Source organism: Maribacter litopenaei, from assembly GCF_025244665.1.
Lineage (GTDB): Bacteria > Bacteroidota > Bacteroidia > Flavobacteriales > Flavobacteriaceae > Maribacter > Maribacter litopenaei.
Genome location: NZ_CP104205.1, coordinates 2,257,405 through 2,283,663, shown reverse-complemented (window position 1 = coordinate 2,283,663; position 26,259 = coordinate 2,257,405). Strand labels below are relative to the sequence as shown.

The 26,259-nt window shown below is 44.4% G+C and carries 35 protein-coding genes and 2 pseudogenes; 33 read left to right on the top strand and 4 right to left on the bottom strand.

Annotated elements, in window-relative coordinates:
* Window positions 1–2 precede the first annotated feature (2 nt).
* Together NYZ99_RS12435 and NYZ99_RS12430 are read right to left on the bottom strand one after the other, a co-directional pair.
* On the bottom strand, window positions 3–488 hold the full coding sequence (locus tag NYZ99_RS12435; RefSeq protein ID WP_260571479.1) for a DeoR/GlpR family DNA-binding transcription regulator: 486 nt from the start codon (window positions 486–488) through the stop codon (window positions 3–5).
* On the bottom strand, window positions 421–735 hold the full coding sequence (locus tag NYZ99_RS12430; protein WP_420845123.1) for a DeoR family transcriptional regulator: 315 nt from the start codon (window positions 733–735) through the stop codon (window positions 421–423). The genes NYZ99_RS12435 and NYZ99_RS12430 overlap by 68 nt, the downstream gene beginning before the upstream one ends.
* 216 nt (window positions 736–951) lie before the next feature.
* On the opposite strand from NYZ99_RS12430, the pseudogene NYZ99_RS12425 reads away from it, so the two are divergent.
* The 25 genes and pseudogenes from NYZ99_RS12425 (at window position 952) to NYZ99_RS12300 (ending at window position 19,903) form a co-directional block, all read left to right on the top strand.
* Window positions 952–1,555 (top strand): annotated as a pseudogene (locus tag NYZ99_RS12425) (DUF4202 domain-containing protein).
* Between the two features lie 6 nt (window positions 1,556–1,561).
* Window positions 1,562–2,146 (top strand): precorrin-2 dehydrogenase/sirohydrochlorin ferrochelatase family protein, encoded by a 585-nt coding sequence (locus tag NYZ99_RS12420; RefSeq protein WP_260571477.1) that lies wholly within the window; start codon window positions 1,562–1,564, stop codon window positions 2,144–2,146.
* A gap of 4 nt (window positions 2,147–2,150) precedes the next feature.
* Window positions 2,151–2,519, top strand: coding sequence for a DUF7009 family protein (locus NYZ99_RS12415; RefSeq protein WP_260571476.1), 369 nt, complete (start codon window positions 2,151–2,153; stop codon window positions 2,517–2,519).
* Window positions 2,520–2,528: 9 nt separating this feature from the next.
* Window positions 2,529–3,104 (top strand): acyl-CoA dehydrogenase family protein, encoded by a 576-nt coding sequence (locus tag NYZ99_RS12410; RefSeq protein WP_260571475.1) that lies wholly within the window; start codon window positions 2,529–2,531, stop codon window positions 3,102–3,104.
* A complete protein-coding gene (locus NYZ99_RS12405; RefSeq protein ID WP_260571474.1) occupies window positions 3,076–4,104 on the top strand; it encodes an acyl-CoA dehydrogenase family protein in 1,029 nt (342 codons plus the stop codon). Before NYZ99_RS12410 ends, NYZ99_RS12405 begins: the two co-directional genes overlap by 29 nt.
* Before the next feature lie 2 nt (window positions 4,105–4,106).
* Entirely contained in the window at window positions 4,107–4,310 is a 204-nt protein-coding gene (locus NYZ99_RS12400) for an acyl-CoA dehydrogenase C-terminal domain-containing protein (RefSeq protein ID WP_260571473.1), read from the top strand.
* Window positions 4,311–4,313: 3 nt separating this feature from the next.
* Window positions 4,314–5,225 carry a helix-turn-helix domain-containing protein gene (locus NYZ99_RS12395; RefSeq protein WP_260571471.1) on the top strand — a complete coding sequence of 304 codons (912 nt, stop codon included), beginning with the start codon at window positions 4,314–4,316 and terminating at the stop codon, window positions 5,223–5,225.
* A gap of 217 nt (window positions 5,226–5,442) precedes the next feature.
* Window positions 5,443–6,210, top strand: coding sequence for a 3-hydroxyacyl-CoA dehydrogenase (locus NYZ99_RS12390; protein WP_260571470.1), 768 nt, complete (start codon window positions 5,443–5,445; stop codon window positions 6,208–6,210).
* 9 nt (window positions 6,211–6,219) lie between these two features.
* Window positions 6,220–6,777, top strand: coding sequence for an enoyl-CoA hydratase-related protein (locus NYZ99_RS12385; RefSeq protein WP_260571469.1), 558 nt, complete (start codon window positions 6,220–6,222; stop codon window positions 6,775–6,777).
* Window positions 6,662–7,000, top strand: coding sequence for a Clp protease/crotonase-like domain-containing protein (locus NYZ99_RS12380; protein WP_260571467.1), 339 nt, complete (start codon window positions 6,662–6,664; stop codon window positions 6,998–7,000). The genes NYZ99_RS12385 and NYZ99_RS12380 overlap by 116 nt, the downstream gene beginning before the upstream one ends.
* Window positions 7,001–7,017: 17 nt before the next feature.
* A complete protein-coding gene (locus tag NYZ99_RS12375) occupies window positions 7,018–7,551 on the top strand; it encodes a DUF3237 domain-containing protein (protein WP_260571465.1) in 534 nt (177 codons plus the stop codon).
* 25 nt (window positions 7,552–7,576) lie between these two features.
* Window positions 7,577–8,800: an AMP-binding protein gene (locus tag NYZ99_RS12370; protein WP_260571464.1), complete on the top strand. Its 1,224-nt coding sequence runs from the start codon at window positions 7,577–7,579 to the stop codon at window positions 8,798–8,800.
* A complete protein-coding gene (locus NYZ99_RS12365; RefSeq protein WP_260571462.1) occupies window positions 8,769–9,422 on the top strand; it encodes an AMP-binding protein in 654 nt (217 codons plus the stop codon). The genes NYZ99_RS12370 and NYZ99_RS12365 overlap by 32 nt, the downstream gene beginning before the upstream one ends.
* Window positions 9,423–9,425: 3 nt before the next feature.
* Complete coding sequence (locus NYZ99_RS12360; RefSeq protein ID WP_260571461.1) at window positions 9,426–10,394, top strand: MFS transporter; 969 nt, start codon at window positions 9,426–9,428, stop codon at window positions 10,392–10,394.
* A gap of 17 nt (window positions 10,395–10,411) precedes the next feature.
* Complete coding sequence (locus tag NYZ99_RS12355; protein ID WP_260571459.1) at window positions 10,412–10,711, top strand: hypothetical protein; 300 nt, start codon at window positions 10,412–10,414, stop codon at window positions 10,709–10,711.
* 99 nt (window positions 10,712–10,810) lie between these two features.
* Window positions 10,811–11,686, top strand: coding sequence for an amidohydrolase family protein (locus tag NYZ99_RS12350; protein ID WP_276580544.1), 876 nt, complete (start codon window positions 10,811–10,813; stop codon window positions 11,684–11,686).
* Window positions 11,687–11,690: 4 nt separating this feature from the next.
* A complete protein-coding gene (locus NYZ99_RS12345) occupies window positions 11,691–12,725 on the top strand; it encodes an alpha/beta hydrolase family protein (RefSeq protein WP_260571458.1) in 1,035 nt (344 codons plus the stop codon).
* Between the two features lie 367 nt (window positions 12,726–13,092).
* The gene (locus NYZ99_RS12340) at window positions 13,093–14,082 is read left to right on the top strand and encodes a zinc-dependent alcohol dehydrogenase (RefSeq protein ID WP_260571457.1); all 990 of its coding nucleotides are present in this window, start codon (window positions 13,093–13,095) and stop codon (window positions 14,080–14,082) included.
* A 19-nt stretch (window positions 14,083–14,101) separates the two neighbouring features.
* Window positions 14,102–14,707, top strand: a complete 606-nt coding sequence (locus tag NYZ99_RS12335) for a Rieske 2Fe-2S domain-containing protein (RefSeq protein WP_260571456.1) — start codon at window positions 14,102–14,104, stop codon at window positions 14,705–14,707.
* A pseudogene (locus NYZ99_RS12330) lies at window positions 14,644–15,167 on the top strand (RHO alpha subunit C-terminal catalytic domain-containing protein). Before NYZ99_RS12335 ends, NYZ99_RS12330 begins: the two are co-directional and overlap by 64 nt.
* Window positions 15,164–16,144: a PDR/VanB family oxidoreductase gene (locus NYZ99_RS12320; protein ID WP_260571455.1), complete on the top strand. Its 981-nt coding sequence runs from the start codon at window positions 15,164–15,166 to the stop codon at window positions 16,142–16,144. The pseudogene NYZ99_RS12330 and the gene NYZ99_RS12320 overlap by 4 nt, the downstream one beginning before the upstream one ends.
* Before the next feature lie 177 nt (window positions 16,145–16,321).
* On the top strand, window positions 16,322–16,636 hold the full coding sequence (locus NYZ99_RS12315) for a GIY-YIG nuclease family protein (protein ID WP_260571454.1): 315 nt from the start codon (window positions 16,322–16,324) through the stop codon (window positions 16,634–16,636).
* A 129-nt stretch (window positions 16,637–16,765) separates the two neighbouring features.
* Entirely contained in the window at window positions 16,766–18,082 is a 1,317-nt protein-coding gene (locus NYZ99_RS12310; protein ID WP_260571453.1) for an MFS transporter, read from the top strand.
* A 148-nt stretch (window positions 18,083–18,230) separates the two neighbouring features.
* A complete protein-coding gene (locus NYZ99_RS12305; RefSeq protein ID WP_260571452.1) occupies window positions 18,231–18,512 on the top strand; it encodes a chorismate mutase in 282 nt (93 codons plus the stop codon).
* Between the two features lie 287 nt (window positions 18,513–18,799).
* Window positions 18,800–19,903, top strand: a complete 1,104-nt coding sequence (locus tag NYZ99_RS12300) for a bacteriophage abortive infection AbiH family protein (protein ID WP_260571451.1) — start codon at window positions 18,800–18,802, stop codon at window positions 19,901–19,903.
* A gap of 75 nt (window positions 19,904–19,978) precedes the next feature.
* Here NYZ99_RS12300 and NYZ99_RS12295 read toward each other — a convergent pair whose 3' ends face one another.
* Both NYZ99_RS12295 and NYZ99_RS12290 read right to left on the bottom strand, forming a co-directional pair.
* Window positions 19,979–20,710, bottom strand: coding sequence for a helix-turn-helix domain-containing protein (locus NYZ99_RS12295; RefSeq protein ID WP_260571450.1), 732 nt, complete (start codon window positions 20,708–20,710; stop codon window positions 19,979–19,981).
* The gene (locus NYZ99_RS12290) at window positions 20,688–20,852 is read right to left on the bottom strand and encodes a cupin domain-containing protein (protein WP_260571449.1); all 165 of its coding nucleotides are present in this window, start codon (window positions 20,850–20,852) and stop codon (window positions 20,688–20,690) included. Before NYZ99_RS12290 ends, NYZ99_RS12295 begins: the two co-directional genes overlap by 23 nt.
* A 314-nt stretch (window positions 20,853–21,166) precedes the next feature.
* Between NYZ99_RS12290 and NYZ99_RS12285 the strand changes: the two genes are divergently transcribed.
* From NYZ99_RS12285 to NYZ99_RS12250, 8 genes are all read left to right on the top strand, one after another.
* Entirely contained in the window at window positions 21,167–21,496 is a 330-nt protein-coding gene (locus NYZ99_RS12285) for a dioxygenase family protein (protein WP_260571448.1), read from the top strand.
* On the top strand, window positions 21,484–21,873 hold the full coding sequence (locus NYZ99_RS12280; protein ID WP_260571447.1) for a dioxygenase family protein: 390 nt from the start codon (window positions 21,484–21,486) through the stop codon (window positions 21,871–21,873). The genes NYZ99_RS12285 and NYZ99_RS12280 overlap by 13 nt, the downstream gene beginning before the upstream one ends.
* A gap of 8 nt (window positions 21,874–21,881) precedes the next feature.
* Window positions 21,882–22,418 carry a peptidase associated/transthyretin-like domain-containing protein gene (locus NYZ99_RS12275; RefSeq protein WP_260571445.1) on the top strand — a complete coding sequence of 179 codons (537 nt, stop codon included), beginning with the start codon at window positions 21,882–21,884 and terminating at the stop codon, window positions 22,416–22,418.
* Window positions 22,419–22,424: 6 nt separating this feature from the next.
* Window positions 22,425–23,738 (top strand): 3-carboxy-cis,cis-muconate cycloisomerase, encoded by a 1,314-nt coding sequence (pcaB, locus tag NYZ99_RS12270; protein ID WP_260571444.1) that lies wholly within the window; start codon window positions 22,425–22,427, stop codon window positions 23,736–23,738.
* A gap of 260 nt (window positions 23,739–23,998) precedes the next feature.
* The gene (gene pcaDC, locus NYZ99_RS23215; protein ID WP_260571443.1) at window positions 23,999–25,048 is read left to right on the top strand and encodes a bifunctional 3-oxoadipate enol-lactonase/4-carboxymuconolactone decarboxylase PcaDC; all 1,050 of its coding nucleotides are present in this window, start codon (window positions 23,999–24,001) and stop codon (window positions 25,046–25,048) included.
* A gap of 12 nt (window positions 25,049–25,060) precedes the next feature.
* Complete coding sequence (locus NYZ99_RS12260) at window positions 25,061–25,246, top strand: FAD-dependent monooxygenase (protein ID WP_260571441.1); 186 nt, start codon at window positions 25,061–25,063, stop codon at window positions 25,244–25,246.
* On the top strand, window positions 25,225–25,779 hold the full coding sequence (locus NYZ99_RS12255) for an FAD-dependent monooxygenase (protein WP_260571440.1): 555 nt from the start codon (window positions 25,225–25,227) through the stop codon (window positions 25,777–25,779). The genes NYZ99_RS12260 and NYZ99_RS12255 overlap by 22 nt, the downstream gene beginning before the upstream one ends.
* Complete coding sequence (locus NYZ99_RS12250; protein ID WP_260571439.1) at window positions 25,748–26,254, top strand: FAD-dependent monooxygenase; 507 nt, start codon at window positions 25,748–25,750, stop codon at window positions 26,252–26,254. The genes NYZ99_RS12255 and NYZ99_RS12250 overlap by 32 nt, the downstream gene beginning before the upstream one ends.
* Window positions 26,255–26,259: the final 5 nt, after the last annotated feature.

Below are 26,259 nucleotides of genomic sequence, written 5' to 3'. Positions count from 1 at the left end.
TTTTATGCTGTAATTACTTCTATTTCGTTCTCTATCAGGACTTCCTTGTCCTTTTTCTTGATACCGGCATCGGTAATGATATAATCGATTAGGGATAGTGCCCCCAAACTTGCCAAGGCATTTTTACCAAATTTTGTGTGGTCCGCTACCAAATAGGTAATATCCGCGGCATTGATCATGGCTTTTTTTACGACAAGATCACTGAGGCTGGGATAGGTCAAACCCGATTTCAAGGAAATCCCCGCCGTCGCCAAAAACAATTTTTGCACGTTGAGTCCCTCGAAAAAATCGGCCGCCTTCCGGCCGGTCAAGGACAGGGTAGGGGGCTTGAACTCTCCACCGGTCATGATAACTTCTATGCCAGGTTCCGTTCCCAGCAGCAATGCTATATTCAGGGCATTGGTGATGACGGTCAGGTTTTTATAGCCCATGAGTTTTTTGGCAATTTCCGTAGTGGTGCTTCCTGAATCCGAGAATGATTGTGTCACCACTTTCTATAAAATCGATACATTTTTGGGCGATCGCTTCTTTAAGGTCGAGATTGTCCTGATTGGCCAAAATCAAATTACCCGATTGATCGGCCATATCCTTTAAATAGGCGCCACCATGTTCCCGTACGATCAATCCTTCTTCCTCCAGTTTTTCCAAATCTTGCCTGATCGTTACCTCGGTCACCTTAAAAATTTTGGAAAGCGCGGCCACTTTGGCAGATCCATCCTCTTTAAGGATGTCCAAAATTTTAGATTTTCTTTGATTAGCTAACATAAACCCTAAATAGAGAAATAAAACATAGGTAAAACACAAATAAACGAAAATTATAATAACAAAACGAAGATAATTGGTTAATTAACTATCTTGAATTCAGTCGATGAGGAAGTCAATCCGTAGGTGCTTAATCAAAAGGCCTGCAAGGGTCCTTTCAATATTGTATCTTAGTTTAAAATTGTATTCATGGCCACTTCAGACAAATTATCAAAGGCGTTTGAGCTTTTTGATCTTGCAAACTCAAAGGACCCGAATACCGAGGTATTTATGGGAAGGGAGTATCCCAAGGAAGTATTGTATGCGATGCGTATGACGGACAAGCTTAATGACTTTGCCCCAAATGCCTCCGAAGTCTTACGATTAACGGCAAGGGCCCAACACATTCGTAGGTGGGAAATTCCCAGGGAGTCCTACGAAATGAATCGAGTGGGATATTTAAAATGGCGACAGGAGCTTAAAAAGTTCCATGCGGAAAAGGCCGCTGAAATATTGGAGGAGGTAGGCTATGACCATGAGACCATCGAGAAGGTTCAATTTTTATTGGAAAAGAAACAGCTAAAGAGAAATGATGAGACCCGGACCTTGGAAGACGTCATTTGTTTGGTCTTTCTCGGAATATTACTTTGAGCCCTTTGCCAAGGAGCATTCAGAGGAAAAAGTGGTGGATATTTTACAAAAAACGTGGCGCAAAATGTCCGAGAAAGGGCAAGAGGCCGCATTGAAACTCTCCTTATCCCAAATATCTAAGAGTCTCGGTAGAAAAGGCGTTGACATAATTATTAGTATATAAGCGTACATGGAACGAAACGAATTATACCCTATTTTTTTAAAGGTTTCCAATCTAAAAATATTGATTGTGGGCGGGGGCAATGTGGCTTTGGAAAAGTTGACGTTTTTGCTGAAATCAAGTCCCAATGCACAAGTGGAAATGGTCTCACCCATGTTTCGGGAGGAGACTGTAAAATTGGCGCAACAAGCCCAAGTGATCATGCATTCCGGCTATTATAATCCCAGCTATTTGGAAGGGAAACATATGGTCGTTGCCACAACGGATCAGGTTGAGGTAAACGAGCAGGTATATCAAGATTGTAGGGAGCGCAGTATCTTGGTGAACGTGGCGGATAACCCTCCTTTTTGTGACTTTTATATGGGAGGAATCGTGACCAAGGGCAATGTGAAGGTGGCCATTTCTACCAATGGAAAATCACCCACGACCGCCAAAAGACTCCGACAGTTTTTTGAGGATGTTATTCCGGAAAATATAGATGATCTGGTCAAAAACCTGAATGAATTCAGAAAGACCATCAAAGGGGATTTTGAAGAAAAAGTAGAGACCTTAAATGAATTCACCAAGGGCTTGGTTGAAAAGAAGAATAAATGAACACATGAAAATAAGAATCAAAGGAAATTCCATACGCTACCGTCTTACGAAAAGTGAAGTGGAGACCTTGGCGGAAACCGGATACTACAGGGAAGAAACAGAATTCCCCCACCGGACTTTTGCTTACGCCATTAAGGCGGATAATGGTACGCAGGAATTGGATGTGGATTTTTCGGCCGATACCATTACCATGTACTTTAACCGAGATAAAAGTGCAGCCTGGCCAAAGAACGATGTGGTGGGGTTTAGTCCGGAGATTAAAACTTCAAACGGCATTACTTTGTGTCTATTATTGGAAAAGGATTTTGTATGTATGGATAATACGGCCGAAGACCAGTCCGATAATTACCCGAATCCCAAACTCGCTAAATAAAAAGAGACTATGAAATCATTTTCAAGGGAAAATTTGGATTTTATATTGTTCGATGTCCTCTCCGTTCAAACTTTGAATTCCCTACCTTTTTTCAAGGAGTATGACACTGAAGGCCTCCAAATGATTTTGGATTCGGCAACGGACCTTGCCGATAGAATCAACCCGGAGGATATCATCGCATCCGACAGAAATGAACCCGAGTTGGTAGATGGAAAGGTGAAGGTCCATCCGTCCATCCACAATTTTGTAAAAAGCTATGCCGAAGCCGGTTTTGTGGGTGGAGCCTTATCGGAAGATTTGGGTGGGTTTCAGATTCCCAAAACCATTGTCGCTGCCGTAGATTTTATGCTATGCACCAAGTCAAACAGCTACATTATGTATACCGATTTGGCGAAGGGTGTGGCCAATGTCATTGCCGCTTTTGGTACAGAGCTGCAAAAGAAAAAATACCTTCCCGAAATATTATCAGGCAATTGGTTGGGAACCATGTGCTTGACGGAAACGGAATCCGGAAGTTCTTTGGCGAATATCACTACCAAGGCCATTCCAAAATCCGATGGAAGCTATTACATCAAGGGCGCGTAAAATATTCATTTCTGCCGGCCACCATGATGTTACGGAGAATATTTTACACCTAGTTTTGGCAAGGATTGAAGGTGCTCCCCAAGGAACTAAAGGTATCTCCTTGTTTTTGGTACCGACTACTTCGGACGATGGTCAGTATAACGATGTGAGCTCCATAGGAATTTATCATAAAATGGGGCAGAAGGCTACCCCCGCCATGCATTTGGAATTCGGCGCAAACGATTCTTGTACGGGCTATCTTGTAGGGGAGGCCCACAAAGGGCTGTCACATATGTTCCTGATGATGGACAATGCCAGGCTTAGTGTGGGTTCCATGGGGGCGGGAATCGCCTCCTCGGCCTATTACCATGCGTTGAGGTATGCCAACGAACGAAAGCAGGGAAGGCATCCGGACGAATCCAAGGATGCCTCTGAATCCGTGGCCGTCATCAACCACCCGGACGTACGACGGATGCTCTTATCCCAAAAAGCATTTATAGAAGGAACTTTGGCCTTTATACTTCAATGCTATCTGTATTTGGATATGCAAAAACATAGTTCGGAAAGCAGCGAAGTGGAAAAGTATACCCGATTGTTGCGTTTATTGACCCCCGTCGCCAAAACCTATGGAGCGGAACACGGGGTCACCAGTGTAAACCAAGCCTTGCAGGTATTTGGAGGTTACGGATATACTTCGGATTTTCCGTTGGAACAATTGGCGAGGGATGTACGTATTTTACCTATTTACGAAGGTACCACTGGAATTCATTCGTTAGGATTGTTAGGAAGACAAGTCTTGAAGGATCAAGGGAAGAGCTTGGAGCTTTGGTGCAAAGAGGTAATGCTGGATATTGGACGCGCCCATGAACTTGAGGAATTGGCAACTTATGCCGCTAGATTGTCCTTGGAAATTGATAATTTATTTGAGATTACACAGCATTTGGCAGAGTTGACAAAAGAACATTCGGCAGAGGTATACCTCGCCGATGCCAATTTGTATATGGAGTTTTTGGGATCCTAAATGTGGCATGGCAATGGATAAAGCAAGGAATCACGGCTCATGAAAAACTTCAAAGTGAGCCTAACTCGGACTTTTTAAAGTCTAAGATTAGTACAATGCAGCATTTTTTCGAATATGAAATTCCACAGTTAAAAGGGTTGCAGGAGCGCCTGTTGAGTATGACCAAAACTACAATGAAGAAGGACGATACAGAAATTTTATTGTAGCGGATGGCGGGCGAAAAGGACTTCAAAATACCCAGTTTAACTACCTCCCAATTTGATGAATTTCTTTTTCAAGGTTGGAAGCCGCCCAATTATCCGTCGTATCATAAATTCCACATAACCAAAATCGCACAGTATGCCAAGCACCTGAAGATACCGGTATTGCCGCATCGAAGGACGGTCAATTTTTTTATTTTTTTGACCCAAGGAAAGGCCATTAGGAGCAAAGGATTGAATAGGTATGAAATCCTGCCCGGTCATTTTTACTTTCTTCCTGCAGATCAAATAACCTCTTTGGAATATGTGAGTGCCGATGCCGACGGATATTATTGTCATTTTAATTCCGCCATTTTTCAAGAGGGGATATTAAAGATCAACCTGGAGAAGGATTTTCCCTTTTTTAGGTTCAATGCCGCCCCTTTGGTAAAGATTAAGGACATGGGTACCCTTCCCAACCTTTTGAAGATTTTGGAGCATGAATATATGCTAGGGGATGCGAATCGGTTCGATTTGATACCCATGTACTTAGCCACCCTATTGAAAGAAGTAAACAAGCAGACAGATGTATTGGAATTAGAATCTAACCCAAATAACGCGGCACTTCGCATTACCGAACAGTATAAGGATGCCTTACAGCGCTTTATTCGTGATAAGAAAACAGTGGCGGAGTTCGCCGATTATTTATCGATTTCCAAAAACCATTTGCATAAATGTGTAAAGTCGGTCACGGGAAAATCCGCACATTCCTTGTTAGCCAACATGCGGATTTTAGAGTCCAAGGTGCTGCTACGGCAAACGGATCTGTCCATAGCTGAAATAGCATTTAACGTGGGTAAAGTGGATCAAAGTGATTTTACCCGATTCTTTAAATCCCATACTGGAATGACCCCGGGGGATTATCGAAAAATTTCAGATTGATTGAATTTGCATAAAATTGAATCGATTTTAGCTAAAATAAAAGCCTTTCTTTGTTTTACTTTACATCAATTTTTATGGTAAAAATTTATCGATTAGTCAAACAGAATTTACAATTATAAATTAATAGATAAATTTTAGCGTTGAAAATTGATAAAAACTATATTTAGATATGCTTTTCGCATATTTTGGCCAAACAATTTTTTGTCAATAAAATTACATGGAGATAAAGGATAAAACATTTTTAATCAGTGGTGGTGCCTCGGGTTTGGGAGCGGCGGTTGCCCGGATGATAATTGAAAATCAAGGCAACGTCATTCTTTTGGATCTTAAGGAGACGGAAGGTCAGCAACTGGTAAAGGAATTGGGTCCTTCGGCATACTTTAAAAAAGTCAATGTAACCAATGAAGAAAGCGTGATTAGTGCTTTAGCAGAAGGTATTCAAAAATTCGGCGCGCTCCATGGAGCTATCAGCTGTGCTGGCATTGAACCCGCGCAACGTGTTTTAGGAAGGGAAGGCCTCCATGAACTGAACAGTTTTTCAAAGGTAATCGAAGTCAATCTGATAGGAACGTTTAACATATTGCGATTGGCTGCCAACGAAATACAGAAAAACGAACCTGGGGAAAGCGGGGAACGTGGGGTCATCATAAATACGGCCTCCGTGGCGGCCTATGACGGACAAATAGGACAAGCGGCCTACTCGGCTTCTAAAGGAGGTATCGTAGCAATGACGCTGCCCATCGCTCGGGAGTTTGCCCGGTTTGGAATTCGGGTGATGACCATTGCACCAGGTATCTTTAAAACTCCAATGTTGCAGGAGTTGCCGGAAGATGCGAAAGAGTCCCTTGGACAACAAATCCCCTTCCCATCAAGGTTGGGAAGACCGCAGGAATACGCCTCCTTGGCGAAACAAATCATTGAAAATCAAATGTTAAACGGGGAAGTCATCCGCTTGGATGGGGCCATACGAATGACCGCTAAATAATAAGGATAGATGACAAAACAGTATAAAAATATAAAGACGGAACTTAAGGGCAAGGTGTTTTACGTAGGACTTAATCGTCCGGAGAAACGAAATGCTGTAAACACGGAAACCATTGTCGAGATTGAGGAGATATTTTCCAATATTCCCAAAGAGGCCAAGTGTATTTTGATCTATGGAGAGGGAAAACACTTTTGTGCGGGATTGGACCTTTCAGATCTCAAAGAGAGCACCGCCATTGAGGGTATGTTGCATTCAAGGAAATGGCACAGCGCCATGGATAAGGTACAGTTTAGCAGTGTACCTGTTATTGCCTTACTGCACGGAGCCTGTGTGGGTGGGGGATTGGAATTGGCAAGTTCCTGCCATATTAGAATAGCTGAAGAGACCACTTTTTATGCGTTACCAGGAGGGACAGCGAGGCATTTTTGTGGGTGGAGGTGGTTCTGTACGGTTGCCAAAATTGATTGGTGTTTCACGTATGACCGATATGATGTTGACCGGACGCGTTTACATGGCCGAAGAAGGCTACCAAATAGGATTGTCACAGTATTTGGAGGAAACCGGTAAGGGTATGGAAAAAGCTGAAGAATTAGCAGAAAAAGTCAGCCAAAACGCTCCAATGACCAACTTTGCCCTTACCAACATCCTCCCAAGAATTGTGGATGGGGGACATGATGTGGGTCTTATGATGGAATCAATGGCCGGTGCTATAGCGCAAGATGCACCGGAGGCAAAACAACGTTTACGTGACTTTTTGGAAGGCCGCGCAAAAAAAGTAGGGGAAAAATAATTAATAAGCATACGAACATGAAAACGGGAATACGTGTTTTTTTGATAGCAGTAGTCATGGGGACATGGGCACAAGTAAATGCCCAATCCAGGGTGCCTGAACCCACCTTGGAATTTCTTTTTGAGGAGAACGTCCTCCTGGAACCGGCCCAAGAATTGGGTGTTACTACCTACGGCAACCGACGTATCATCAATATTGTGGGGGGTACCTTTGAAGGCCCTAGGTTAAAGGGAAAAATCCTGAGTGGTGGTGCCGACTGGCAAACGGTACGTGAGGATGGCACGGCAGATTTAGTCGCTCAATATACCCTTCAAACCGACGATGGGGCGCTCATTTATATCGTGAACAAAGGGGTGCGGCATGCGTCACCGGAGGTGCTGGAACGTATGAAAAATGGGGAAAATGTGCACCCAAGTGAATATTATATGCGAACGGCGGCCACCTTTGAAACGTCCCATGAAAAATACAAGTGGCTTAATAAGGTCATTGCAGTGGCCAGCGGAGCCCGTTTGGCCGATGCCGTTATCATTCGTTTTTATCAAGTAAACTAGAACCAGGTCCAAGAGCACCCTAGCGATGGAGGAAATGAATTATTTGGAAGTGCCCACCATACCCATTGACATCCAAAAAAGAGTAGATGAAAATGGGGTCATCTATTTAAAATCCAATATACCCTTGGAATCTTGTCCTGATAGGGTTACCGATAGCCTTCGGTACTGGACACAACAAACACCTGATACCGTATTCTTGGCCCAAAGAGGTTCGGATGGGGAATGGCTGAAAATGACCTACGCGGAGGTATGGGAAAAGGTGCAGCATCTAGCACAGTTTTTATTGGAGTGTGATGTTTCCGAAGAAAAACCCATCGCCATCCTGTCCGGAAATGGATTGGAGCACGGATTATTGGCCCTGGCCGCCATGCATGTGGGGATTCCATATGCGCCCATCAGTCCGGCGTATAGTTTAAAATCGGATAAATATGAGAAGCTATTCCATTGCATTTCCATATTGACCCCAGGTCTAATTTTTGTGGATGATACATCAATATTTCAGGGAGCCTTGGAGGCAACCGCAAAACATGTCCCTGTTTTGGCGGTAACCAATGGTAGCGGTTCGGATTTATCGTTTGAAAGGGCTTTGCAGACACCGGTAATGGATTCGGTTGAAAGCCGAAATCAGAAGGTCAATGCAGAGACCATAGCCAAGATATTATTTACATCCGGATCTACGGGATTGCCCAAGGGGGTCATCAATACCCATGGTAACATGAATACCAACTGGCAACAAATTACCCGGACTTTTCCATTTTTTAAGGATGGAGGGTTGAAATTGATGGATTGGTTGCCTTGGAACCATACCTTTGGGGGCAATCACAATTTTGGTTTAACCCTATACAACGGGGGTACCTTGTATATCGATGAAGGCAACCCAACGCCCCAAGGTATCGCCAAGACCGTTAAAAACCTAAGGGACTTGGCCCCAACGGTTTATTTTAATGTACCTAAAGGTTTTGAGGAATTGATTCCTTTTTTGAAGAAAGATGCCGAATTACGAAAATTGTTCTTCTCCAGGCTCAAAATGTTTTTCTATGCCGGTGCAAGTATGTCGCAACATGTGTGGAACGGATTGGAAAATCCGGCATTGGAAACCACAGGCAAAAAGATTTTAATCTCATCCGGATTAGGTATGACGGAGGCAAGTCCGTCTGCCATGTTCAATACCGAGATACGGAAGTACTTCGGGAGTGCTGGGCGTTCCAGTCCCCGGATTGGAGGTAAAGTTATTGCCCGACGGGGATAAATTGGAAGCCCGTTTTAAAGGGAACAATCTAACGCCTGGGTATTGGAGAAATCCGGAAGCCACAGTAAAAGCTTTTGATGAAGAGGGATTTTATAAAACAGGGGACGCCTTAAAATTCATAGATGAGAAGGATCCAAACGCCGGCATGTTATTCGACGGTCGGATTGCGGAAGATTTTAAATTAAGCTCCGGTACTTGGGTAAGTGTGGGTGTTTTACGGGCAAAACTGATAGCCCAAGGTGACGGGGTGGTGCGAGATGCCGTGATTACGGGTCATGATAAGGATTATCCGGGGGCTATTTTGATACCTGATGTAAATCGATGCAAGGAATTGATTTCGGATGCTAAGGTGGACGCTTTAGAACTAACTGAAATAATGAAACGGCAAGAGCTGAAGGATTTTCTTCAGAACTTTTTAAATTCACTTGCCAAAACGGCCACGGGCAGTTCCACAAAAGTGAAGCGTGCCGTTTTTGCCGATTTTGAATTAAGTATCGATAAAGGGGAAATAACCGATAAAGGTTCGATAAACCAGCGTTCCTTTTTAAAGCATAGAAGTGCTATAGTGGAGAGGATTTACGAGGATAAATTGCACCCTGGAATATTGGAAATCAAAAACTAACCAATGGAATCTAACATACAAAAACTGATTGATTCGTCTGCAATGTCCAAATTGCAGTATGGGACCATTTTGGTCTGTTTCTTAATGAACATTTTGGATGGAATGGACGTGTTGGTCATTTCCTATTGCGCACCGGCCATCGCCAAATCATGGGAAGTTGATCCCGAGGCGCTGGGGATTGTGTTCAGTGCCGGTCCGGCGGGAATGACGTTGGGAGCGCTGTTTACGGCCCCGTTTGCCGATCAAATGGGACGGAAAAAAATGATTGTCTTGAGTGCGCTGCTAATGGGTACCAGCATTATGTTGACGGCTTGGACCACAACGGTGACCCAACTTATTGCCTTGCGCTTTATCAGTGGTATTGGAATTGGTAGCATGTTGGCAAGTACAGCTGCCCTTACGGCGGAGTACACTCCTAATAAGTCCAGGGATTTTTGGGTGAGCTTTGTCATTTCGGGATATCCTGTGGGCGCTGTTTTATCCGGACTGGTGGCCGCATCGGTCGTGCCGGCCAGTGGATGGCAGATGATGTTTAAATTGGCAGGGCTGGCATCCTTTGTGACCATCCCCTTGATTTTGATATTCCTGTCGGAATCCATTGATTTTTATTTTAATAGGCAACCCAACAATGGCCTGGCCAAGGCGAATAAAACCATAGTAAAAATGGGGTTTGAGCCCGTAGAAGCATTTCCTCCCAGGGAATCCAAAACTAGTGGCATTCCGGTGAAACGGTTATTGAACGATGAGTTTAGAATTTCCACCATACAATTATGGATTGCCCTTTTCCAGGCCTTTGGCTGTCTGTACTTTTTAACCAGTTGGATACCCAAAATGGCTGAAACCACGGGACTTTCCATGTCCTTGGCAATTTATGCCGGTACGGTATTTAATGTTGGGGCCTGGGGTGGTATCATTCTCCAGGGGTATTTTTCCTCCGATTCGGGCTTAAGAAAACCATTGCGGTGTACTTGATATTGACAGCAATTCTCATGATGGTATTCAGATGGTTCATCGGTTCGGATTGGTTACTTTTTGTATTCGGTCTATTAGGTTTTACCTTGCAGGGAGGCTTTGTAGGGCTGTATGCAGTAGCGGCGCGAATGTATCCTACCAATTTTAGGGACCACGGGACTGGGATGGGCGATAGGCATCGGCCGACTGGGAGGTGTGATCGGCCCTGCTGTGGGTGGTGTGTTGATCGGGATGGGCTTTATGATGGCCTCGACCTTTATGATATTCGCGGTACCGACATTCTTGGCAGGTGTGGTTACTTTTTACCTATCCTCTAAAAGGATTTCTTAGTAAGTTAAAAGTAAAAGTAAAGGTCACTGAGCCTTTCGACTACGCTCAAGGTAAACTTAAGTCGAAGTGACATAGTCAGAAACAAAATGATTGACATAGAAAAAATAAGGGCGATTGATGTGCATACCCATGCGGAGGTATCCTGTCAACAGCCCCATGATGATTACAGGCCCGAATTGGATGAGGCTTTTGCCAAGTATTTCAAGTCCGATAAAAGACCGACGATGCAGGAGACCGCGGATTTTTATCGGGACCAAAATATGGCCTTGGTCATGTTTACCATTGATTCGGAACATGAGGTAGGCAAAAAAAGGATACCCAATATTGAGGTGGCCGAATGTGCCTTAAAAAATGATGATGTCATGTTGGCCTTCGCCAGTATCGACCCTCATAAGGGCCGTATGGGTGCCAGGGAGGCGCGTGAGCTTATTGAAAATTATGGAGTAAAGGGATTCAAATTCCATCCCACGGTACAAGGATTTTATCCCAACGACCGTATGGCTTACCATTTGTATGAGGTCATTGCCGAATATAAACTACCCATGTTGTTTCATTCCGGGCATTCCGGTTTTGGTTCCGGTGTTAAAGGGGGTGGCGGACTCCGCTTGGAATATTCAAATCCGATGCACTTGGATGACGTGGCCATCGACTTTCCCGATAATCCCGTCATCATTGCTCACCCAAGTTGGCCTTGGCAAGATGAGGCTTTGTCGGTAGCCATGCATAAACCGAATGTGTATATCGATTTAAGTGGGTGGTTACCCAAGTATTTTCCCAAGCAGCTGGTGCAATATGCCAATACCTTATTAAAAAAACGAATGTTGTTTGGGATCGATTTTCCTTTGATCACTCCGGAACGATGGATGAATGATTTTGAGGAGGCTGGATTCAGGGAAGAGGTAAAACCTCTTATCCTAAAGGAAAATGCCATTGAAATGTTAGGGTTAAAACCAAATTCATAATACCATGAAAAAACTACTATTATTCTTTTTCGTCATTGGCTCCCTTACGGCCCGGACGTCTGTAAAAACCGAATCGGGTGATTTGAACGGTGCGGGATTTAAAATTTTTGTTCCGGAACCCTGGAACGGAAACTTGGTCATGTATGCCCATGGGTATTCTTTTATGGGTTCTCCACTACAAAGCGAGGATCCCGATTTTCAGAATAAAATGAGCCTGTTTTTAGAGAAAGGTTTTGCAGTGGCCGCATCGGATTATGCTTACCAGGGTTTTGCCTTGGCGCAAGGGGTGGATGATACGGAGGCCCTCCGGGCGTATTTTATTGAAAAATACGGAGAGCCCAAACAGACGATCATGGCAGGCCATTCCATGGGCGGGGGTATTACCTTGGCCATGCTAGAAAATTTTGGGGATGCCTATGATGGGGGACTGGCCTTATGTCCTTTATCCAGTAGGCCATATTTACAGTGTAGAAAAGAATACGATATGTATGCGACTTTCAATGGGTTGTTCCCGGGAGTTATTACCCCATTGAAAGAGATTTTTGATGTCAGCAAACCCTATGAGGCGCAAAATGTGCGAAATATGGTCTCCAAGGCCCAGGAAATAACCAAGGCGATTGTTGCAAAGGATTCCGTTTTAGGAGTCGCTTTTGCCAAGAAATTCGACCTGAAATTTAAGGACCTCCCTTTTTCCCTTTTCTTTAATGAGAACGTATTGCGGGATTTGGCCCAAAAGGCTGGTGGAAACCCTTTTGATAATACAAACACTGTGTATTCCGGTTTTCCCAACGATTGGGAAGTCAACCAAAAGGCGGAGCGATTGCCAGCTACCGTAGATCCCGAAGTTATTTTCAGTAAATATGATAGAACGGGGAATATCAATACTCCGGTAGTGTTGATGCACACGATATATGATCAATTGATTCCGCCAACATATGGTGTCACCAATTATGAAAACATGGTCATTGATCAGGGGAAGACGGAATTCCTGACGGTTTACTATACCAATGGTCAGGCACATTGCCAATTTACCCCGTAAGAGACCCGGATGGCCTTTGAAAGTCTTTTAAACTGGGTGGAGAGTGGTAAAAAACCAGCCCCCGGACCTGTAGAGTAAAGTGTTTAAATGGTTTCCTTTTCCATCGACGGGAATGGTAAAGCCATAGGAATATTTGAATGAAGAATTGTAAAATAATAGTATTATTAGATAAATATGGACTATTGGTAATTATTCATAAATAGTCTTTTCTTGTCAGGTCGAGCGCAGTCGAGACCTCATTTAAAAAACGTACTATTTAGAGACCTCTCGACTGCGCTCGAGGTGACGGCATGTAATGAATAATTACAGTTATTGAAAAAAAATAATAGAAAGACCCAATACAACAATTGGGCAAATTTAAATACCAATGCGCGCCTCATACCTAGAAATACCAAAAACACTCAAAGAGAGTGATCAAGACATTCCCATACCGGGTAGTGGTGACGTTCGTATAAAATTGCGTCAAATAGGTATTTGCGGGTCCGATGTGCATTTGTTCCTCGGGCACCGACCGCTATCGGTTCCCACAGTGATTGGTCATGAAGGTTTGGGGGAAATAGATGCTGTGGGAAAGGACGTCCCCGAAACCCGGATAGGCGAACGGGTAGTGGTGGAGCCCAATATTCCTTGTGGACACTGTACCTACTGCAAGCGGGGAAGGGGAAATATTTGCCCCAATAAACGGACCATCGGTTTGTCGGAGCAAGGTTGCTTTGCGGAATATGTGATCGTTCCTTCTGATTTTGCCTGGCGTGTGCCTGTTGAGGTTTCGGATGCGGATGCAGTGACCATAGAGCCTACCGCCGCAGGCGTACATGCGCTAAAAATAAGTTCGGCACAACCGGGCGATGCCATTGCCGTCATTGGTCCGGGAGCTATCGGACTCTTGCTGACCCATGTAGCCTTGGCCTTGGGGTATAAGGTGTATGTTTCGGAAATTAATCGGGATAAAATAGAGGTGGCTCAATCCATGGGAGCCGTACCGGAAGAAGGAAACCCATTGAAAACCGAATGGGAAAAGGCCGGGGTTATGGCCATTTTTGAATGCGCCGGAGCCGCTGCCACGGTAAGCATGGCCATTGAAAATGCGCCCCGAGGTGCAGAAGTGGTCATTTTAGGTTTGGCTGGGGAAAAGGCCTCATTTCAGCCCTTGCAATTGGTACGGGAAGGCATCCGGATCGTTCCCTCGCTGATCTATGACCATCCGTCCGATTTCAAAAAAACTTTGGAATTGATTGCTTCCAAAACAATCCGTCCGGGCCAAATCATTTCAAAATACATGCCTTTTTCGGAGCTTCAATCGGCACTGGAACTGGCCTCGAAAGGAACCGAAACAAAAATAGTCATCGAAATATAAATTGATAAAACAAAAGGATATGTCCGTAAAAACCACTTTTACCATGAACGAATCGTTCCCCATGAATGCATGGTATGCGACGGCCTGGGACGTGGAATTGAAGCATGAATTATTGGCACGTACCGTTTGTAACAAAAAATTGGTACTGTACAGAAAGAAGGACGGTACTCCGGTAGTGTTGGAGGATGCCTGCTGGCATCGCCTGTTGCCCCTGTCCAAAGGGAGTTTAAGGGACGATACCGTCGTCTGCGGTTACCACGGTCCGGAGTACAACAGTGACGGACGTTGCTCGTACATGCCCTCCCAGGAAACGATCAATCCTTCGGCCTGTGTACGTTCGTATCCGGCCGTTCAAAAATACCGATTCATTTGGGTATGGATGGGGGACTCTTCCCTGGCCGATGAATCAAAGATTCCCGATATGCACTGGAACGATGACCCCAAATGGGCCGGGGATGGTAAGATGATCGAGGTAAAATGCAATTATCGTCCGGTAGTGGATAATTTGATGACCTTACCCATGAAACCTTTGTACATGCCGGTAGTATTGGTGACCGAAATGTGGCCGAGGCCCCATTCGATGTGCACTACGATGAACATACGGCTACGGTCACCCGATGGATGAAGGGCATTGACCCACCGCCGTTTTGGAAGAGTCAATTGAACAAGAAAATGACCTATGACGGACTTGTAGACCGTTGGCAGGTCATCAAGTTTCAGGCCCCGTGCACCGTGAATATCGATGTTGGGGTGGCAATACAGAATACGGGAGCCCCGGAGGGGAACCGCTCACAGGGAGTGAATGGCTATGTATTGAATACCATGACCCCGTCCACCAATCAGACCTGTTATTATTTCGGGCCTTTGCCCGAAACTATAACCTCCAGGACCAAAGCAATACGATTGAACTTCGGGAGGGAGTGTCCAGGATTTTCGCCCAGGACGAGGATATTTTAGAGGCTCAGCAACAGGCCATTAACGATAATCCGGAACGGGAATTCTATAACTTGAACATTGATGCTGGGGCCATGTGGGCTCGAAGGATAACGGATAAAATGGTCGAAAAGGAACAACAGGCATCATGAGATACCGAAACACATGGATGGAGGCGACCGTGGTGCGTACCCAACAGGTGGCGGCCAATGTGATGCAATTGCAGATCGCTCCGGAAAAGGGAATGGAAAAGTTTACCGTGGGGTCGCATTTGGATGTTTCTGTGCTGATTAATGATATTCCCGAAATCCGTAGTTATTCTTTAGTAGGCAGCTATGACCCCAAGGCACCCTATACAATTGCGGTAAAGCGGCTGCCGCAGAGTAGGGGCGGTTCCCAATATATGTGGCGGCTCAAGGAAGGCAGCAAGATCAAGATTTCCCAACCCACCAATCATTTTGAGCTTGGTTTTGGGGCAAAGAACTATTTGCTGATTGCCGGAGGTATTGGAATCACGCCCATCGTGGGCATGGCCCAACAATTGGCCCATCGTCCTGAAAAACAGGTGAATATGCTCTATTTGGGGCAGTCCAGCGAGGAAATGCCCTTTATTCAGGAATTGCAGGAACTGTTGGGATACCGACTCACCCTACATTTTAGTGATGCCGATGGATTGTTCGACACTGCCCGACTGTTGGAAATGGTCGATGAACGGACCCAGGTGTATCTCTGTGGGCCAATCGGGCTGATGAACGCCGTGCGAAAGACTTGGGAGCAAAGTCCGTTTGAGAATACAAACCTTCGGTACGAGACCTTTGGTGCCTCGGGATTGTTCGCCCCACAAAAGTTTATGGTCAATATTCCCGGATATAACAAGCAAATAGAGGTTAAAGAAAATGAGACGCTGTTGCATGCCATGGAGGCCGCCGAAATTGATGTGATGTACGACTGTAAAAAAGGGGAGTGCGGACTGTGTCAGGTGGATATCCTTGAGTATACGGGCGATATCGACCATCGAGACTTCTTTTTTAGCGAGGCGGAAAAAGGGGAGAACAAAAAGATATGCGCCTGTGTGAGTCGGGTCGCAAATGGCAACATCACAATTGATACCGCCTATCGAGGTAATTAAAAATGAACAAGAAACTAATGATGTCAGGTCGAGCTGTCACATCGAGTACAGTCGAGATGCGAGACCTAAAATAACCGAATCAATCCAATAATGTCAGTTCGAGCGCAGTCGAGACCTCAAAAAATGAATCAATCCAATAATGTCAGGTCGAGCACAGTCGAGACCTAAAAAAACAAAATGAAATTCTATTATGTCTATATCCTTGAATGTAATGACGGGATGCTGTATACTGGCTTTACCAATGATGTAGCGCGTCGTGTGGATGAACATGAAAAAGGATTGAACAAAGCCTGTTATACATACAAAAGGCGCCCAGTTAAGTTGATTTGGCATGAAACATTTAACGATATAAATCAGGCAATTTTCTTTGAAAAGAAGATAAAAAAGTGGAGCAAATCTAAAAAATACGCCTTGGTCAATGGCGACAATAAAATGTTACAAATTTTAGCAGAATGCCGAAATGCGAGTCATTATGATTTTAGACCTGATTGAGGTCTCGACTGCGCTCGACCGGACAAACCTCGACTGCGCTCGACCAGCACAAACCTCGACTGCGCTCGACCGGACAAGAGGATTAACTAATTTGAAATTGAAACTAAGAAAACAACCAACAACCAAACCATGCAATTACGAAAAATAATAGACACCACAACGATGAGCGGCTACCAGATCATGGTGGTATTCCTGTGCTTTGTCCTCAACATGAACGACGGTATGGACGTCCTGGTGGTCTCCTATACCGATCCGGAAATCATAGAGGAATGGGGACTTTCCAAAAGCGAAATGGGATGGGTCTTTAGCATGGGCTTGATCGGGATGACTTTGGGCAGCTTTTTCCTGGCGCCGTTTGGTGACAAGATTGGGCGACGCAAACTGTTTATTATTGCCCTGATCTTGAACACCGTGGGCATGATCAGTGTCTATTTTGTAACGTCCTATCCGCAAATTTTAGTGCTACGGGTCTTGACCGGATTGGGTATTGGCGGCATTCTGCCCACCATGGCCGCGATTACCTCGGAGTATTCCAACAATGCCTCGCGGGATTTTAATGTCGGGCTGATACAGGGGGGATGGCCACTGGGTGCCATCCTTACGGGCTTCTTTGCGGCGTGGGCCGTACCGGAATTCGGATGGCGCTTTGCCTACCTCTTTGCGGGCTCGGTGTCTTTGTTGATGCTGATTGCCGTCTACTTTTTGATGCCGGAATCCCTCGACTTTTTGGCCAACCAGTCAGACGACAATAAGATGCAAAAAATAAAACGATTGTTGGTACGGATGAACAAAGGCGAATACGTCGAAACGGTGGAGCTGCAACCCGAGACCGAAAAGGAACCCTCACATTCCAGGAACATCAACCTGAAAAAGGTATTGTCCATAGAACTGAAACCCTCCACCTTGCGTTTGTGGACGGCCATATTCTTTGGCTTCTTGACGCTATATACCCTGATGAGTTGGGTGCCGGGTATTGCCAAGGATTCCGGGATGCCCTTTGAAATGGCTACCTATGCCGGGATGATGCTCAATTTGGGTGCTTTGATTGGGGTCATTGCCATGAGCTACTTTGCCAATAGGTTTGGGCCAAAACGGACCATTTTGGTCTTCCTGTTGACCGCTTTTTGTAGTATGTTGTTATACGCCAATGTGGGGCTGACCTACATGATCATGTTTATCCTGATATTTTTTATTGGATTTTTTGTGCAAGGCGGATTCAATACGCTGTTTCCCATTGCTACACGGGTGTATCCCGCGCAAATACGCTCTACGGGGGTAGGGCTGGCGATGGGCATAGGCCGTTTTGGTGCCATTTTGGGACCTCTGCTTTTTGGGGTATTGAGCGATTGGCAATTGTCCATAGAAACCTTATTTACTATCTTTTCGGTGCCCTTGGTCATTGCGGCGTTAATGGCGTACTCCATTCCGTCCAAGAATTTGGATTAAGGAGGGATTATTGTCTCCTCGAGCGCAGTCGAGAGGTATTTAAAAATTCTTAGAGGTAAAGAGGTCTCGCATCTCGACTCCGCTCGATGTGACGGCTCGACCGGACATGGAATAGTTATAATTTTACAACCAACAACCAACAACCAAAATGAACTCACCCTTTATCCAAAACATCCGAAAAGACATTGATGACATAGATGCCCAATTATTGGAACTATTGGCGCGACGCATGCAACATGCCGTAACCATTGGTACTTATAAAAAGGAGCGGGGACTTCCCGTAGTTCAGGGTAACCGTTGGGAAGCCATTTTAAAGGAGGCCATGGGCCAAGGTGCTGAAAAAGGCTTAGACCCCATGTTCGTAAAAAGTATTTGGAATACTATACATGATGAATCAATTAGGATACAGGAAAAGATACAAAACAAATAAGGTCTTATAAGTTTTACGGATTTCCAAAAGGAAAGCTTTAAACACTTATTATCTTGTTGGGGATTCTTGAAAAACCTTATCCTCTAATTGACTTAAGGATAAGTTCATTTACTTTATATAATGAATAGCTGTATTTACTCTACCTCTTGGTATCGAAAGCTAAGTTTAAACTTAATACTACTCAATTGTTTTAAAAATTTGATAATTATGGTAAAGGAGAAACCGAGAAAAACCAAAAATTTTATAGTCAGTTTGTTAAGATTAATTGTTCTTAGATTCTTTTAATAATGAGTGAATACAATAGAATAGTTCTTATAGGAAACGGTTTTGACAGGGCTTGCGGGCTTAAAACAAGCTATAAAAACTTTATTGATGCATATATTAAAAACGCCGTTGGATTTTTCCTTTCTGAACACACATATGATTCAGAATTAATATCAATAAAAAGCGGAAATACCAATTATAGAGAGCCTTTCAATGAAGTAATTGAGGCACTTGAAAAAAAGGAAAGTGCAAAAGACGCTTTAAAATTTATAGAAAAAGTTAGTGTAATTAATTATAAGCATCGCTTTTTCGAGGAAATTATAAAAACTTCAAATGAACGATGGGTGGATATAGAACAATACTATTTTGATAAATTATTAAGTATCTATGAACTCTCGGGCCCATTGAACCCATTCAAGCGTAAACTAGGATTGATTAAAGAGTTAAATTGGTTAATGGACATTTTAACTTCAAAACTCCAGGATTATATTTCAGTGATAGATTATAATGCCAACATTTCTTATGCTAATTCTCCATTAAGCTCATTAATTGAAAAAGCTCAATCAAAACTAAGTCATGAAATTTCAGGCCTGATTTCAAGACATAATAGAAAAGATGACCCAACAGAAGTTATTTTTTTAAACTTCAATTATACAAATACGGCCAGGGTACTAACAAATAATAGCTTCATAAAAAGAGATATTAAACATATTAATATCCATGGACAGGTTGATAATCTAAACAATCCAATAATATTTGGCTATGGCGATGATACAAATGAATCATATAGGAAATTAGAATTTGAAGATAATAATGAATTGATTAGAAAAATCAAATCATTCCAATACCCCGTAACTAGGAATTATCATCATTTATTAAATATTTTAGATTCAAAGGAATTTGATGTTTTTATTATAGGTCATTCTTGTGGTCTTTCAGACAGAACTTTATTGAAAACAATTTTTGAGCATAAAAACTGTTTGGCAATCCAAAACTTTCATTATAAAGGTGAGGAAGATGATTTTAATAAAAGAATGCAGATTTCAAGGCATTTTAGTGATAAAGTTTTAATGAGAGAAAGAGTTCTTCCGTTTGATATTCAGGCAACTATTCCACAAACGAAATAACTATCTACGATACTCTGTACTTTAATTAGTAGGATTTGTTATTGCATAATTTTGATATTTCAGAAATGGCCTAAATCACCCTCTCCGAAACTCCCCTGGCGACACCCCTACCTTTTTTTTAAACAAACGTCCAAAATAGGCAGGGTCGTTAAAATTGAGGAAATAGGCAATTTCCGAGATGGTATAAGAGGTGTTCAACAGGTACTTTTTCGCCTCGTTGACCGTAAAATCCTGTACCACGTTCAATGCCGTGGTCCGGGCCACGGTATGGCAGATACGGTTGAGGTGAGTCCGGGTGATGTGCAAACGGTCCGCATATGCCTTGATGGTCAAGGGCTTTTGCGCTGTTTCCCGGATTAATTGCTGAAACTGCCTAAAATAGGCCAAGGCCTTGTTTTCGTGGGCAATTTCGGGCTGGGCGTGGGTGTTCCGATAGCGTACCACTTCCAATAGGAACAGTTGAAAATAAGATTGCATGGCCAGTTGCTTGGCGGTAAACTCCCCAAAAAGCTCCTCCTGTATTTTTTCCTTCCAATAGGAAAAATCGGCAAAAATGGGACTGTCGGCAGGGAGGTTCAACACCTCCAAATGCTTCAAGGCTTCCAACAAGACCGGTTTGTCCTTGCAGAGAGTGTACAGGTAGGATTCGGATACAGTGAGTACTTCGCCCGGAATATCGGCTTCAAAGGTAAACCCGTGCAATATGTTCGGGGGTATGATGAGCACACTGGGTCCCGTGATGGGAAATTCCTGCTTTTCGGAATGCAGCCGCCCTTCTCCCTTTTCAATGATAAATATCTGTAGCATAGTCCGTATGGATATGTTCGTTGATTTCCCAAGCATATATCTTACTACGTACGGCGAGGGGTTCCGGATGGATAAAATCCGTTAGGAAGGTAGGTTGTGGATCCCCGTAGAGCCCTTTATAGGAAAGCAATTCTTGTGACATGGATGTATATTATGTCATATAATACTAAAAACACTAATTGACTTCAAATAGCTAAAAATAGGCATATTATGGGTATTTATAACGTCTAGGTATAACTTTTTGTTATATATAATGTTTATTTTGTACCAGTAACTATTCAAAATATACCAGTGGTATTGGCAAGGATTGATTAGGTTTGATACTCATAAAGTATTGTCCCCTCGAGCGCAGTCGAGAGGTCATTTGAAATAATGGGTTATTAAATTAGGTCTCGACTGCGCTCGACCGGACAAAGGAACCTTAGATAGTCCCTCAAAAGAATAAAAACAAAAACCATGGCTTCTAAATTTTTGGACCAATTTGATATGAGCGTGCAACCCCCGTATTTGGCACCGGACTATAAATCCACCCCGTTACGGGCCCCGCAAAAGGAATTGGTATTGCTCAAGAAATCCTTGTCGGACCTTACCTCTCCTGTGTTTCACGATTTTGAACTGGGCGCCTTGGATCATGACCTTACCAAAAATGCCATTAAAAACGGGGAACCCTTGGGCGAACGTATTGTAGTGCATGGCAAGGTCACAGATGAAAAGGGACGACCCCTGAAAAATACGCTGTTGGAAATCGGCAGGCCAATGCGGCCGGGAGGTATGTGCACAAGGTAGATCAGCACGATGCGCCTTTAGATCCCAATTTTTTGGGTGCGGGCCGTTGTATGACGGATGATGCCGGAAATTATAAATTTTATACGATTAAACCGGGTGCCTATCCCTGGGGCAACCACCCCAATGCCTGGCGACCTAACCATATCCACTTTTCACTTTTTGGTGGGGATATTGCCAGTAGATTGATTACCCAAATGTATTTTCCGGGCGACCCGTTGTTTCAATACGACCCTATCTTTAAAGCGGTTCCGGAGAAAGGTCGGGAGTTGCTGATTTCCAAATTCGACCTCTCACTTACCGAACCCAATTTTGCCTTGGGGTATCGATTCGATATTGTATTACGGGGACATAACGCCACCCCTTTTGAAAACAAATAAGACTTAGTATGAATACCGAACTAAAAATTCAAACACCGTCACAGACCATTGGTCCGTATTTTGCCTATGGGCTAACGCCCGAGCAGTATGGCTATGATTTTAAAAGCTGGGTAGATGGGATTATGGTGCACCCGAATACTCGGAACGATGCCTTTACCATTACCGGAAAAGTGTTGGACGGGGAGGGGAATCCCATCAACGACGCCATGGTGGAACTTTGGTTGAACGATGGCGAAAACCGATTGTTCGGTCGGTATGGCACAGGCACAAAACCGGATAACAGTTTTGAGTTCACCACGATCAAGCCAACCTCGGTAGACGGGCAGGCGCCTTTTATCAATGTCATCCTTTTTATGCGGGGGCAGTTATTACATTCCTACACGCGCATTTATTTTTCCGATGAGGAATTGAATACTACGGATGAGACCCTCAAGGCCGTACCCGAAGCTAGGAGAAAAACCTTAATTGCCCAAAAAACAGATAGGGGATATGTGTTCGATATCCATATGCAAGGGGAATTGGAAACCGTCTTTTTTCAAGTGTAAAAGCCTATGTCGCTCTATTCAGAAACCTTTTATGCGGATGCGGTCAATCGGATGTTCTCCGATACGCAATCCATCGCCTATCTCCTACAGGTGGAAGCGGCTTTGGCCCAGGCTCAGGCCGATTTGGGCATTATCCCCAAAGAAGCGGCTGCTGTCATCACTGCTAGTTGCAAGGTCGATTTTATTGATGCCAACAAGTTGAAGGAGGAAGTGGTGCTTGGCGGCAATGTGGCCATTCCCTTGGTGCAGCAATTGACCAAGGTCATCAAGAATGTGGATTTTGAGGCCTCCAAATATGTACATTACGGGGCCACGAGTCAGGATATCATCGATACGGCCACCGTGCTGGCCATCAAGGACTATATGAGTTGGTTGGAGGGTAAATTGACGGCTTTGGAATCGGCCCTAGTTGCACTAACCAAAGAACACAAACACACCTTGATGATCGGGCGTACCCTGTTGCAACAGGCAAAACCGATTACCTTTGGATTGAAAACGGCGGGTTGGCTACGGTCGGTCTCATATGCTAAAAACCGATTGCAGAAATTGACATCGGGACTGTTTAAAATACAGTTGGGCGGGGCCGTGGGCAGCGGTAATGCAGGCATCACCACCTCCGTGCAAGAAAAATGTGCCGAGATTTTGGGCTTGTCCCCGGCATTTCCCTGGCAGGCAGACCGTTCAAGCCTGGTGGATTTTGCCAGTGCCTTGGGTGTGCTGAGCGGTTCCTTGGGAAAAATTGCCAAGGATATTTCCCTGATGATGCAGACTGAAATTGCCGAAGCCTATGAAGGCGCCGCCGAAGGAAAGGGAGGCTCCAGTACCATGCCACACAAACGGAATCCCGTGACCTGCGCTCTAATATTGAGTAACAGCACCCGAACACCGGGTTTGGTGAGTACCATGTTATCGGCCATGGTGCAGGAACACGAACGCTCTGCCGGTTATTGGCATGCGGAATGGGAAACCCTGACCCAATTGATGGGGCTTACCGCCGGTTCCTTGGAAAAAAGTGTGGACCTGATACAGAACCTGGAAGTGCAACCGGAACATATGCTGAGGAATATTGAAATGACGGGCGGACTCATTTATGCGGAAAAAGTATCGCTGCACCTTTCCAAATCCATCGGAAGGATGCAGGCGCACGAAGCCGTGAAAAAAGCCTGTAAAACGGCCTTGGCTGAAAAGCGACATTTAAAGGAGGTAGTGCAGGAGGCCTTTCCGGACATTGCGGACTTGGAAGCCCTCTTTCAACCGGAGAACGCCATAGGGCATAGTGTGGAATGGGTGGAGGAAATTTTGAAGAAATATAGTTCATAGAATGATTAAGTCTTTACTTATGGAATTTTTTCATATTGATTTGTGTGATTTCCCCCCGAGAGTGGACACTGAGCGGAGTCGAAGTGGAGTCGAGGGGTTCATGGACATCAAGAAATTGAATTAGGTCTCGACTGCGCTCGACCGGACAATGGTTTTATTTTAATAGAAATCAAAAATTATGAAGACGAATTACAAAATTCAGGGAACCCCCAACAGTCCCGTGCTGATGTTCTCCAATTCCTTGGGTGCGGACTCTGACTATGTGGAATGAATTGGTGCCCTATTTGCTCCCTTATTTTAGGGTATTGCAATACGATACTCGGGGACACGGCAAAAGCGAAGTTACGGAAGGATCCTATACCATTGCCATGCTCGGGCAGGATGTTATCGACCTCTTGGACTCACTACACATAGAAAAAGTGTATTTCTGCGGCTTGTCCATGGGCGGGCTCATCGGACAGTACTTGGGTATCCACCATCCGGGGCGATTGCACAAATTGATCCTTAGTAATACCAATTCGAAAATAGGCACTACAGAAGGTTGGAACGAGCGTATCGACTTGTTAGAAAAGGAAGGTATGGCAGCTATCGTAGATGGTACGATGCAAAAGTGGTTTACCGAAGCATTTCATAAAACGAACCCATCCCGCGTAGCGGAAATGACAAATATATTTTCGGCCAACAACATCACTGGATATACAGGTTGCTGTTCCGCTATAGGCGCGGCCGATTTTAGGGAGGATATCAAGAACATATCGGTAGAGACCTTGGTCATTACGGGTGATGCCGATGAAGTGACCAATGTAGCCCAAGCTGAAAACATGCAAGCAACGATTCCGAACGCGCAACTCAAAGTGTTTAAGGCCAGGCATTTGCCAAGTACGGAATTACCTACCTATTATGCTGAAACGTTGATAAACTTTATTGTAGGTGAGGATACTTTTGATAGGGGGATGCATGTTCGGAGAACGGTGTTGGGCAATTCGCATGTTGATAGAGCAAACGGTAATAAAAATGAATTCAATACCGATTTTCAGGAATTCATTTCCCATTACGCCTGGGGCGAGATTTGGACCCGGCCGGGTCTACCCAAACACCAACGGAGCTTGATTACCTTGGCCATGCTGATTCCCTTGAACCGGAAACCGGAGTTTCAAATGCATGTTCGGGCCGCGTTCAACAATGGTGTCACCATAGAGGAAATAAAGGAGGTCATTTTACAATCGGGTATTTATTGCGGACTACCAGCGGCGAATGAGGCGATGCATAGTGCCGAGGAAGTGTTTAAAGAATTTGGAATAGCATATTAGATTGAATTGAGGATGAAAAAGATAAAAACACAGGTAGGTATCATTGGTGCAGGTCCCGCAGGACTGGTCTTGGCGCATTGGCTTAAAAAACAGGGAATTTCATCCGTAATTTTAGAACTGCGGTCCGAGAATATGTGGAAGGTCGCGTACGGGCCGGACTATTGGAACAAAACACCATGGACATTATTAAGGAATTAGGATTGGCGAACCGTCTTGAAAAAGAGGGGATAGAACATGATGGGGTATACCTTAGTTTTGATGGGGAGCGGGTTCGGGTACCTTTTGCGGAATTGACGGACGGACGCAAAATTACCATTTACGGACAGCAGGAGGTGGTAAAAGACCTTACCGATGCCTGGTTGGAGGCTGGGGAACAGCTCTACTTTGAGGCAGGTGCTACCCAAATCGTTGATTTTGATTCGGAAACACCCAAAATTCATTTTAAAAAAGAAAGAGAAGAAGGGGTTTTGGAGTGCGATTTTGTGGCTGCCTGTGATGGCTTTCACGGCATTGGCAGAAAGACCTTGCCAAAGGATTGTTATAAGTCGTATGATATTACCTATCCCTTTAGCTGGTTAGGTATTTTGGCCCATGTGGCACCGTCAACGGATGAGCTGATCTATGCCTATCATGAAAACGGGTTCGCCCTGCACAGTTTGCGTTCGGAGACGGTGAGTCGGCTGTATTTGCAAGTGGACAATGACGAAAAGTTGGAGGATTGGCCGAGATGAGCGTATTTGGGAAGAACTTTCATTACGTTTGGGCACGGAGGGTTGGGAATTGAAATCAGGCCCCATTTTCGATAAGAGCATTACACCAATGCGTAGTCATATGATAGACAATTTACAATCGGGTCGACTGTTCTTGGCGGGAGACGCGGGTCATATCGTACCACCCACGGGGGGTAAGGGCCTAAACTTGGCTGTAGCGGATGTAAAGCACTTGGTGGACGGTTTGGTAGATTTTTATAAAAATAACAGCACAAGCCAGTTGGATACCTATACAGAAATGGCCTTACGCAGGATTTGGCGGGCACAGGATTTTTCCAATTTCATGACCCAGCTGTTCCATAAGAGGGACGAACATGGTTCCTACACCTACAAATTACAAAAGGCAAAGATGAACTATATAAAAATGTCCAAGGCTTACAAAACCACCATAGCGGAAAACTATGTAGGCCTGCCTTTTGAAACCTATGAATTTTAGAATCC